Raw genomic sequence first — 11503 nt, 5'->3', positions numbered from 1 at the left:
AACCGAAGTTCTGTTTTTCGTCAGTTTGACTGACTACCTATGAAGTATCATAGGATTTTTTTATAATAACTCGAATTAACAGGTACGTTTTGTCTTGTTTAGTTTTCAAAGATCATTTTCGTTATCGATCGTAAGCGACTTTAATATCTTAACATTTCGTATCGGTTAAAGTCAAGAACTTTTTCGATTTCTTTTTTTAACCTCGTTGCTGTTTTGTGGCAACGAATAATAATATACCATCTTGATTCTTACCTTGCAATAGTTTTTTTAAAAAAGTTTCATTTTATGAAACATAAAAAGCGCCACAGTTAAAATGGCGCTTTGATTGATGTATTAGCGGTTTCTCATTTGTGGGAAAAGCAGTACATCTCTGATTGATGGGGAATTTGTTAACAGCATGATTAATCGGTCGATACCGATTCCCAGTCCGCCTGTTGGCGGCATTCCATATTCTAATGCCTCTACAAAATCGTCATCCATTAGATGCGCTTCGTCATTTCCTTCTTCACGTTCTTTTAATTGAGCTTCGAATCGTTCTCTTTGATCGATTGGATCGTTTAGCTCTGTGAATGCATTAGCGTGCTCACGGCGTACGATAAATAGCTCAAAGCGATCTGTGAAGCGAGGGTCTTCAGGATTTTTCTTAGCTAATGGAGAAATCTCCACTGGGTGTCCGTAAATAAATGTAGGTTGAACCAATGTTTCTTCTACTTTTTGCTCGAAGAACTCATTAATGATATGACCCACTGTCATGTTTTTCGTAATTTCAATTCCGTGATCAGCTGCATGCTGTTTCGCTTCTTCTACAGACATCTCCTGCCAGAAGTCTACGCCAGTTGCTTCTTTGACCGCTTCAACCATATGGAGTCTCTTCCATTCAGGCTTGAGGTCAATCTCATCTTCTCCATATTGAATAGTTGTTGTTCCTAGTACCTCTTCGGCAATATGAGCAATCAGACTTTCTGTTAAATTCATGATGTCTTTGTAATCTGCATATGCTTCGTATAGCTCGATCATTGTGAATTCCGGGTTATGACGAGTCGATACACCTTCGTTACGGAATACGCGGCCAATTTCGTATACTTTCTCTAGACCACCGACAATGAGACGTTTTAAGTGCAGTTCAATTGCAATACGCATATAAAGCGGCATATCAAGTGCATTGTGATGAGTAATGAAAGGACGAGCTGATGCACCACCAGGGATGCTATGCATTGTTGGTGTTTCAACTTCTAGGTATCCTTTAGAATCTAAGTATCTTCTTATTGATTGAATGATTTTGCTTCGTATGATGAACGTCTGCTTACTTTCTGGATTGACAATCAAGTCAAGGTAGCGCTGACGATAGCGTTGTTCTACATCTTTTAGCCCGTGGTATTTATCAGGAAGTGGACGAAGTGCTTTTGTGAGAACCTCAAAGCCAGTCGCTTTAATTGAAAGTTCCCCCACATTCGTTTTAAATACTGTTCCTGTCACACCAATGATGTCGCCTAGGTCTGAGCTTTTGAATAATTCGTAGGCTTCTTCTCCTACACTATCTTTGCGAACATAGATTTGAATTTGTCCTTCTAAATCTTGAATGTGAGCAAAGCCAGCTTTCCCTTTTCCACGCTTTGTCATCATACGTCCAGCGATTGTCACTTGGGCCGCTTTTTCTTCTAAGTCTTCTTTTGAAAATTCGTCATATTCAGCAATAATTTGTGCAGATTGATGAGAACGGTCATATCGTTCACCAAATGGATCGATACCCTCTTCTCTCATTTTATTCATTTTGTCACGTCTGACTTGGAATTGGTCATTTAGTTCTTCGTTATTAAGCCCTTCATTACTCATTTATTATCACTCCAATAATGTATTTTGCAATAAAAGCAGAAAAACTGCCAGTATATGCACTAGCAGTGAGCTACAAAAAGAAAGATAGTCTTATCCTACTTTTATACTTTGAAGCTCTTTTGCCTCGGCTTCGTTCGTAAAGTCATCAAGAATCTGTACAAGCTCAGCTCTCGTTTCACTTTGATTAATTTGATTTCTTACGTCTGCGTTCCCTCGGACGCCTTTTAAATACCATGCCGCATGCTTCCTCATTTCCCTTACAGCCACATGTTCACCTTTCAGGTCAATGAGTCTGTCTAAGTGAAGTGTGCATACAGCCATTTTTTCACGCACGTTTGGTTCTTCTTTCAGTTCTCCCGTTTCTAAATAATGAACCGTACGATAAATCATCCACGGGTTTCCTAGTGCGGCTCTTCCGATCATCACAGCATCCACACCGGTTTCATCAAGCATACGTTTTGCATCTTGAGGGGTTTTGACATCGCCATTCCCGATGACAGGAATGGAAACGGATTGCTTTACCTCTTTAATGATATCCCAATTTGCTGTTCCTTCGTACATTTGCAAGCGGGTCCGTCCGTGAAGCGCAACCGCTTGTCCACCTGCTCGTTCCACAGCACAGGCATTTTCGGTGGCGAAGATATGGTCCTCGTCCCAGCCCATTCTCATTTTGACAGTAACAGGTTTATTTACCGCTTCTACGACAGCCGAGACCATTTCAAAAATCTTGTTTGGATCAAGCAGCCATTTAGCTCCAGCATCACATTTCGTAATCTTCGGTACGGGACAGCCCATGTTGATATCAATAATGTCCGCCGTTGTATGTTGATCTACAAACTTTGCCGCTTCTACGAGTGTGTCTTTTTCTCCTCCAAATATCTGAAGGCTCAAAGGTTTTTCACGTTCATCAATGTATAGCATTCCCATGGTTCTGGCATTATTGATCAGGATTGCTTTGTCACTTACCATTTCAGCACAGACTAAGCCCGCTCCAAACTCTTTAACTGTCAGTCTGAAGGCAGAGTTACACACACCGGCCATTGGTGCGAGCACTACTTTGTTTTTAATATCGATATCTCCGATTTTAAACATCTTTGTCCCTCCTTTCTTCCTCGATTAGTGGGGAAAGTACTTCCACCGTTATATTTAAAGCATCTGCTATTTGACCAACCATTTGGATTGTTGGTAATCGATTGCCTCGCTCAATTTCACCTAAAACAGAGATGGCCAGTCTTTTGGCGAACCTTCCTGAGTATACCCTTTTCGCTTTAGGTATGCACGAATTCTTCTACCCTACATGTCTTTTTCCATATACTTACACATTCTTGGTCAGTTACGGCGTTTATTTGTACTTTGCCGATTTCTAGGCAAATCTCACTCATCGGAACAAGAACGAATAAACGTTCGTACATTCTAGGGTGTGGTATCACAAGTTGTTCTGTTTCAATATTTTCACGATTATAAAGTAAAATGTCAAGGTCAGCCGTTCGCGGACCCCACCTCACTTCTCTTGTTCTGCCTAACTCTTGTTCAATTTCCTGAGTAAGTGCTAACAGTTCCTCTGGACGAAGCGAGGTAGAAATCTTCACGGCCATGTTCAAAAAGTCATCTTGGTTCTCGTAGCCTACGGGTGTTGTTTCATATATAGATGAGATCAATTCGACTTGAACATCTGGGTGTTCGTGCAGTTTTTTGACTGCTTCTTTTAAATAGGTTTCCTTTTTTCCTATGTTTGAGCCTAAAGCGATATATGCTGTATTGTTCATGTGCGCGATCTCGTTATTTCAATTGCAACGGACTGATAGTGTCCTGGAATTGGCGGATCTGGCTTAACCACCTTCACTGTACATTCCTGAACTGTCGCAAAGTCCTTTAACACTTGGTTTGCAATTCGTTCTGTTAACGTTTCAACGAGGTTAACCGGCTCTCCTTCTACAATGACTTTGCAAATTTTGTAGAGCTCTGCGTAATTGATGGTCTCGTTTAGGTCGTCTGTTTGTCCTGCTTTACTTAAATCAAGTGAAGCTGTTAAATCCACACGGAATCGCTGTCCTAATTTATTCTCTTCTGCAAATACACCGTGATACCCGTAAAATTCCATTCCGTTTACATACACTTTATCGATGATAAGCGCCTCCCTTATTCAGCATGGCATCCATCATTTTTGCCATTCTTGCAATTTCCTTCACATCATGCACGCGGACCATTGCACTACCCTTTTGAATCCCCAAGCATACCGTCGCACCTGTTCCTTCAGCACGTTCTTCAGGCGGCAGGTCTAAGACAGCTCCGATGAATCGCTTTCGAGATGTCGCAAGAAGCAGCGGGTAGCCGAGGTGGCAAAAATGTTCAAGCTCATTCATGACTATCAGGTTATCTGTTTTATTCTTCGCAAACCCTACACCTGGATCTATTATCATCATGTCATCACGTACACCCGCTTGTTTGGCGATTTGAACACTTTCTTTCAAATCTGCAATCATATCTGAAATCAGATGAGTGTAGTTTCGCTCTGGGCGATTGTGCATTAAGATGATGGGAACATTGTGCCTTGCTGCGACATGAGCCATTTGAGGATCGGCTTTCGCACCCCATACGTCATTAATGATAGAGGCTCCAGCTTTCAACGCCTCATCTGCGACATGGGCTTTATACGTATCAATAGAAATAGGCACATCCAATTCCTTGGTGATCTTTTCAATCATAGGAATCACTCTGGAAAGTTCCTCTTGCTCTGACACAAGTGCCGCTCCCGGACGAGTTGATTCTCCGCCAATATCAATGATATGCGCACCGTCTTCCATCAGCTGGGTGGCATGAGCCAACGCTTTATCCATTTGATTAAATTTCCCTCCATCTGAAAAAGAGTCAGGTGTGACATTCAAAATGCCCATGACCAATGTCTTTTCTTCATAGCTAAGGTTATGATGCTTGGCTTGTATGATTTTAGGCTGCTTTATCACTTGTTGCGTCATTATGCCCACCTACTCTTTATGTTCTAGACGTTCTTTTGTATATTGTGTTCTCAACTTTGTTGAGATTGTTCGGTTGTTTTTTAGCAAGACGATCTCTCCTATACTTCTGAAAGGCACAATTCCTTGAACAGAATTCGTCATCCATACCTCATCACCTGAGAGCATATGCGAGACTGGGTATCGTCCTTCCATCAGCGAGACCCCCAAAGCGGGAAGCGTTTCAATACAATATCGACGGGTTATCCCATTTAAAATGCCTGTATCAAGTGCCGGTGTATAGATCACATCTTCTTTACGCCAAAATACATTAGAGGTAATTCCTTCTGCCACAACATGTTCTTTTGTTAAAAAGATGCCTTCTACCGATGGGTCGTTCCCTATTTCTCTTTTTGCCAGCAGGTTGTTCATATAATGATGAGACTTGAGCCGCCTTGGCCCTTCTGGTGTATTTCTTCTTGTTTTAAGAATGACTCCTTGTTTTTCATTTAATAGAGACTTAGGACGGAATGGTGATATCATGACAAAAATAACTGGTTCCTCATACGGGTCTGCAGAAAATCCTTTGCCTTTGCCTGCCGAGACATTGAAACGTATCCTCGCATGGCCATTTGCTATATTGTTTTGGTTCAGTAAGGTATGAATGATGTCGAGTACAAATGGTTTCTCTATTGTGGATTCGATGCAAAGGTCACGCAATGATTGATTGAGCCTTTCAAGATGCCAATCTAACAGGAAGACTTGTCCTGCCAGGCTGGTAAATGTCTCGAATACACCGATGCCATATAGAAAACCATGATCAAAAGGAGAAAGAGTCGCATCTTTCTCCTCTATATACTGACCGTTCAGATAAATAATCATGCGTTTACTTCATGCCCCTTTTTACGATAGGTTTCGATGAAATTCTTGAGCATTTCTTTTCCGAAGGAAGTCATAATCGATTCAGGGTGGAACTGAACACTTTCAATTGGCAGTTCTTTATGGCGAATAGCCATGAGCTCCCCTTCCTTTGTACTAGCTGTTGCGACAAAGCACTCCGGCAGTGTCTCGTTTTTGACAATTAATGAATGATATCTGGTTGCAACAAGCGGATTTTGGAGTCCAGCGAAGACGCCTTTGCCGTCGTGTTCAATCTCTGACGTTTTACCATGCATTAACCGCTCTGCTCGAAGCACATCTCCACCGAATACTTGTGCGATGGATTGATGTCCTAAACACACACCAAAGATCGGAATTTTACCAGCAAAATACTTGATGGCCTCCATACTAATTCCCGCTTCATCAGGACTGCATGGCCCTGGAGAAATCATTAGAAAGTCTGGCTTGAGCTGTTCGATTTCTTGAATTGTTACTTGATCATTGCGTTTCACAATCAATTCTTCACCAAGTTCACCTAAATACTGAACCAGGTTGTACGTAAATGAATCATAATTATCAATCATTAATATCATACTCTGCTCACCTCTAACTCAAAATAGTCTCTTCTTTGCTCAACTGTAATGCCTTTTTCACTGCATAGGCTTTTTTAATGGATTCTTTATATTCGTGCTTCGGTACAGAATCAATGACAATGCCGGCACCTGACTGCATAAAGGCTTTGCCTTCTGTACAATACGCCGTACGAATGACGATATTGAAGTGCATATCTTGATTGAATCCAAACCAGCCTATAGATCCAGTATAAAGCCCTCGTCTTGTTGGCTCAAGTTCTTCTATAATTTCCATCGTTCTCACTTTTGGCGCACCTGTGATCGTTCCGCCCGGGAATACAGCCCTCATGACATCTACCGCATCATATTCATCACGCAGCTCCCCTTGTACATTAGATACAATGTGCATCACGTGTGAATATTTCTCAATGGCCATAAACTCGTTCACCTGTACTGAGCCGTAAGTAGACACTCGTCCAAGGTCATTCCGCTCAAGATCAACGAGCATGACATGCTCTGCTCGTTCTTTTTCATTTTCGATGAGTTCCTTCGCCAATGCTTGATCGTCAGCGTCGTCCTTACCTCTTGATCTTGTGCCAGCAATCGGTCTCGTTTCTAGTTGAGTACCTTTTTTCTTGATGAGCAGCTCCGGGGATCCACACACAATTTGGAAGTCTGGCGTGTGCAGATAAGACATATAAGGAGACGGGTTCACGTGACGTAATGTTTTGTATAAATGATACGGATGAGTATGAAGCTGTTCATCTTGTCTAATGGATAGGTTCACTTGGAACACATCACCGTTTGCGATATATTGCTTAATTGTTTCTACTGCTTCTCCAAAGGTTTCTTCAGTAAAAGGTGCTACTGGCAGAAATTCCGAAGAAGACACGTTGATAGGTGAGTGTCCTGATTCTTCTGAAGTACTTGTCCAGCTATTTTTCAATTCTTCCAGCCTTTGATTAACTTCACTCACAGGTTCCTCTCCCTCTGTATGAGTGATCAGCCATAACACGTCTTCTTCATGATCAAAGACCGCAACATCATTAAACACGAGGAAATACAGATCAGGTGTTTTGAGATCGTCGATTGACAGCATTTTAAAATACTCTATATATCTTGCATAATCATAGCTTAAAAAACCAATCGCTCCGCCTTGAAAGTCCGGGTAATCCTCGTTCGTTTCGGTTTGAAGAGTTTGAAACCAGTCAGCAAATGCTCTGAATGGATCGCCTTCTTTGAACAGCACCTCATCATGATAATGGATGGTGGTCATCCCATCTTTTCCTTTGGCTTTAGCAATCGGGTGAATTCCAGCAATGCTGTATTCTCCGCCGCGTGCACTTTCAAGAAGAACATGGTGTGTTTCACGCACAGATAATTGCTCGTATCGTTTCAAGAATGCATCTTTCGTAAAAGGAATTTTGATGCCCATCGGCCTGCGTTGTGTCATGTTATCATCCTTTTTCATTTTCATTAATCTTATTGTAATGCAATCCAATTTATTTAGAAAATAGTTTTTCTTTCCATCTTCAAAAATCTAAAAAAACCCCAGCAAATGCTGGGGTTTATCGTTTAATCAAATTGATAAAGAGGTGTACTGAGGTAACGCTCCCCATTACTTGGGATGATCGCCAGAACTCTCTTCCCTTTACCAAGCTTTTTCGCTGTTTGAAGCGCTGCGTAAATAGCTGCTCCTGAGGAAATACCGCCAAGGATTCCTTCCTCTTTCGCTGCCTTTCTTGCAAGCTCAAAGGCATCTTCGTTTTTCACTTGGATAATGCCGTCATATACTTCCGTGTTCAAGATGGAAGGGATGAAACCAGCTCCAATTCCTTGGATTTTATGCGGACCTGGCTTTCCTCTTGATAGTACAGGGGAATCTGTTGGTTCTACCGCATAGAGCTGAATCGACGGGATGGCTTCTTTTAGGACTTCACCAACACCTGTAATTGTACCGCCCGTACCAACACCTGCAATAAATGCATTCAAATCACCATCAAACTGTTCAAGAATTTCTTTCCCAGTTGTACGGCGGTGAATTTCAGCATTGGCTTCGTTGCTAAACTGCTGCGGCATGAAATAACCATGTTCTTCTGCCAGTTCTTCTGCTTTTTTAATAGCACCTTTCATTCCTTCTGCACCCGGCGTTAATACAAGCTCTGCACCGTATGCACGTAAAAGGTTACGGCGCTCCTGACTCATTGTATCCGGCATAACCAAAATGGCGTTGATTCCTTTTGCTGCTGCTACCATCGCAAGACCAATCCCTGTGTTTCCGCTTGTTGGTTCGATGAGCGTGTCGCCAGCTTTTAGCTTACCTTTCGCTTCAGCGTCTTCGATCATCGCTAACGCAATACGATCTTTTACACTGCTGCCTGGGTTCATATATTCAAGTTTCAAGTAGACATCCGCACTGTCTTCTTCCACTAAACGGTTTAATTTAACGACTGGTGTATTTCCTATTAATTCAAAAACTGAATTTGCAATACGAGCCATCACTAACACCTCTATCTCCGAGTAATTTTATTGTATTAATATTAAATTATCAATTTCAAAAAATTTTGTCAATGCTTTTAGTCCTGCTCGCCATCGTAAAACCATGTGACTTTTGCTTCTTTCCACAGGGTTTTGACATTCGCCTTTTCACCTAGATCTTCCATAGCGATCTGCCTTTTGATCTGATCTTTGACTTCTTCATAAGAGAAAGAGCGGCCTTTTAATGTTTCTTTTAATTGTATGATGGCATACCCGTTTTTGGTCTCAATCGGCTCTTTTGTCCATTTATCTGGTTGCAGCTTTTGGGCTTCTTGTATGTATAGGGCTGGAATGCTCTCTTGCTCTTCTGTCACAAACCCAAGATCTCCGCCATAGGGAGATGTATATCGGTCAATGGAACGTTCAGCCGCCACAGCTTCAAAGCTGGATCCGCCTTTTAAATCTTTCAATACACTTTCTGCCTCGCCCTTTGTCTTCACGACAGTATGGCGAATACGATATGAGTCATCATATTGATATAAGTCCTTGTTTTTTTCATAGAAGGATTTCGCTTCTTTTTCCGAAACAACGGCATCTCTCGTTAAGAGCTGTTCTAATAAAATTTGATAACGAATCTGCTCTTTCCATTCCTTTTCACTTGTATGTCCATCTTCGTAGAAATTATTAGAAACCGCTTTAAGCATCAGCAATTCTCGATTGATCTCTTTTGAAGACACCTCTAGCTTGTTCTCTTTTGCAAGCTGATTGACCACCTGTTGATTGATCATTTGTTCAAGTGTTGCCTTTCCGTAGCGGTCTTCCATTTTCTTTAACCATTCTTCACGCACAATTCTCTTTTTTCCAATGGACGCAATTTCTTCACCGCTCTTCCCGTTTAAAGAAGCCTGTGACATTTGTGACTTTGTCAGTACATATGCAATGACAACGGCATTGATCATGAGCAACACAAGGATAAATGTCCATATCACTCTTGCTTTAAGTCTCATCTTTCGTCTCCTTTCCATTATAAAAAGAAAACCCGCTGCTTAGAGCTTAGCGGGTTATTTCTTCACGTAGCTCTTCTAGCTCTTCTTTTGTAAATACATAGGTTTCGTTACAAAAATGGCATTGAGCTTCTGCTTGTCTGTCTTGTTCAATCATATCGTCAATTTCGGCTTTTCCTAGGCTGATAATGCCATTAGCAAAACGTTTTTTTGAGCAGTTACAAGAGAATTCGACAGGTACAGTTTCTAAAATTTGAGGTTTTTCTCCGAGCACTTCTTCTAAAATTTCTTCAGGTGTCATCCCTTTTTCAATAAGTTTGGAGATGGGTTCAATGGTTGATAGCCGCTTTTCTAGTCTTTCAATCACAGCATCTTCTGTTCCTGGCAGCAATTGAATGATGAAACCGCCTGCTGCGAGGATAGAGTTGTCTGAATTCACAAGAACGCCTACACCTACAGAGGAAGGCACTTGCTCAGAAGAGACGAGATAATAAGTGAAGTCATCCCCAATTTCACCTGAAACGATTTCTGTTTGTCCTGTAAAGTGGTCTTTCAGCCCTATATCTTTTACAACACTTAAGGTTCCTGTTGTTCCAACTGCACGTCTTACATCTAGCTTACCATGTTCATTTAAGTCAAAGTGAACTTGTGGGTTTGAGACATATCCGCGCACATGACCTTTTGCGTTTCCATCAGCAATGATGGCTCCGATTGGTCCACCACCTTCAATTTTGACAGTTAACTTATTTTCGCCTTTCAGCATAGCCCCCATCATCACTGTGGCCGTCATGGTTCTGCCAATAGCTGCTGACGCAGTTGGCCACGTATGGTGTCTACTTTGTGCTTCGTTGATTGTATCCGTTGTGTTTGCAGCATATGCACGGACTTTACCGTCATATGCTAACGCTTTAACTAAGTAATCCATTTCAATTAAACCTCCTATGGTACACCGACATGATTACGTTCATAAATTAATTGAAGTCCTTTTAATGTTAAGAACGGATCGACAATATCAATAGAGTTTGATTCGTTTCCAATTAATGTAGACAAACCGCCTGTTGCAATGACTTTCGGTGTTTGCTCGGCTTGCTGCTTCATCCGTTTCACTATTCCCTCGACTTGGCCAACATATCCATAAAGTATACCCGATTGCATCGCACTAATGGTGTTTTTTCCAACGATGTGATCTGGGCGGACGATTTCAATTCTCGGCAGCTTAGCGGCTCTTGAATATAAAGCCTCAGTTGAGATGGTAATACCCGGTGCAATCGCTCCACCCATGTATTGTTTTTGTTCATTAATATAACAGTAGGTTGTCGCTGTTCCAAAGTCTACCACAATGAGAGGTGATCCATATAGGTGAATAGCAGCCACCGCATTGACAATTCGATCGGCGCCAACTTCCTTTGGATTGTCGCACATAATGTTTAGTCCTGTCTTCATTCCAGGTCCTACAATTTGGGGTGTAATGTGGAAGTACTTCTCGCACATTCTTTCGAGTGCAAACATCATCGGCGGGACAACAGAAGAGATAATAATACCTTCTATTTGGTCAAACATCAGCCCTACATAGTCAAATAAAGACCGGATTGACATACCAAATTCATCTTCTGTTTTATGACGGCTTGTTTCAATTCGCCAATGGTAGTTTAGATCGCCATTATGATAAACACCTAAAACGGTATTTGTGTTTCCTACATCTATCACGAGTAACAACTTCATCACCACTTTGAATAGTTTCTCAAAAAGAGCATTTTTCGACTTTCTATCATACCATACACGAATT

12 protein-coding genes and 1 pseudogene are annotated in these 11503 nt (G+C 41.6%); all 13 read right to left on the bottom strand.

The annotated features are described in order from the left end of the window. Positions 1-333: 333 nt before the first annotated feature. Positions 334-1833 (bottom strand): lysine--tRNA ligase, encoded by a 1500-nt coding sequence (gene lysS, locus LC033_RS10150; protein WP_226568128.1) that lies wholly within the window; start codon positions 1831-1833, stop codon positions 334-336. Positions 1834-1923: 90 nt separating this feature from the next. Next, the gene (dusB, locus tag LC033_RS10145) at positions 1924-2925 is read right to left on the bottom strand and encodes a tRNA dihydrouridine synthase DusB (RefSeq protein WP_226568127.1); all 1002 of its coding nucleotides are present in this window, start codon (positions 2923-2925) and stop codon (positions 1924-1926) included. After that, positions 2918-3117 (bottom strand): annotated as a pseudogene (locus tag LC033_RS17035) (helix-turn-helix domain-containing protein). The gene dusB and the pseudogene LC033_RS17035 overlap by 8 nt, the downstream one beginning before the upstream one ends. Further along, positions 3102-3599, bottom strand: coding sequence for a 2-amino-4-hydroxy-6-hydroxymethyldihydropteridine diphosphokinase (gene folK / locus LC033_RS10135; RefSeq protein WP_226568126.1), 498 nt, complete (start codon positions 3597-3599; stop codon positions 3102-3104). Before folK ends, LC033_RS17035 begins: the two are co-directional and overlap by 16 nt. Beyond that, the gene (gene folB, locus LC033_RS10130; RefSeq protein WP_226568133.1) at positions 3596-3958 is read right to left on the bottom strand and encodes a dihydroneopterin aldolase; all 363 of its coding nucleotides are present in this window, start codon (positions 3956-3958) and stop codon (positions 3596-3598) included. Before folB ends, folK begins: the two co-directional genes overlap by 4 nt. After that, on the bottom strand, positions 3951-4808 hold the full coding sequence (folP, locus tag LC033_RS10125) for a dihydropteroate synthase (protein WP_226568125.1): 858 nt from the start codon (positions 4806-4808) through the stop codon (positions 3951-3953). The genes folB and folP overlap by 8 nt, the downstream gene beginning before the upstream one ends. A gap of 9 nt (positions 4809-4817) precedes the next feature. Continuing rightward, positions 4818-5666, bottom strand: coding sequence for an aminodeoxychorismate lyase (gene pabC / locus LC033_RS10120; RefSeq protein ID WP_226568124.1), 849 nt, complete (start codon positions 5664-5666; stop codon positions 4818-4820). After that, positions 5663-6256 (bottom strand): aminodeoxychorismate/anthranilate synthase component II, encoded by a 594-nt coding sequence (gene pabA, locus LC033_RS10115; RefSeq protein ID WP_226568123.1) that lies wholly within the window; start codon positions 6254-6256, stop codon positions 5663-5665. Before pabA ends, pabC begins: the two co-directional genes overlap by 4 nt. A 13-nt stretch (positions 6257-6269) precedes the next feature. Next, positions 6270-7688, bottom strand: coding sequence for an anthranilate synthase component I family protein (locus tag LC033_RS10110; protein ID WP_226568122.1), 1419 nt, complete (start codon positions 7686-7688; stop codon positions 6270-6272). A 122-nt stretch (positions 7689-7810) separates the two neighbouring features. Beyond that, on the bottom strand, positions 7811-8734 hold the full coding sequence (cysK, locus tag LC033_RS10105) for a cysteine synthase A (protein WP_226568121.1): 924 nt from the start codon (positions 8732-8734) through the stop codon (positions 7811-7813). A 77-nt stretch (positions 8735-8811) separates the two neighbouring features. Then, positions 8812-9720, bottom strand: coding sequence for a peptidyl-prolyl cis-trans isomerase (locus LC033_RS10100; protein ID WP_226568120.1), 909 nt, complete (start codon positions 9718-9720; stop codon positions 8812-8814). Positions 9721-9766: 46 nt separating this feature from the next. Next, positions 9767-10642, bottom strand: coding sequence for an Hsp33 family molecular chaperone HslO (gene hslO, locus LC033_RS10095; protein ID WP_226568119.1), 876 nt, complete (start codon positions 10640-10642; stop codon positions 9767-9769). Positions 10643-10656: 14 nt separating this feature from the next. Beyond that, on the bottom strand, positions 10657-11433 hold the full coding sequence (locus LC033_RS10090; RefSeq protein WP_226568118.1) for a type III pantothenate kinase: 777 nt from the start codon (positions 11431-11433) through the stop codon (positions 10657-10659). Between the last annotated feature and the right edge of the window lie 70 nt (positions 11434-11503).

The sequence above is a fragment of the Bacillus stratosphericus genome, from assembly GCF_020524495.1.
GTDB lineage: Bacteria > Bacillota > Bacilli > Bacillales > Bacillaceae > Bacillus > Bacillus stratosphericus_B.
This window is presented reverse-complemented; position numbering and strand designations above follow the sequence as displayed.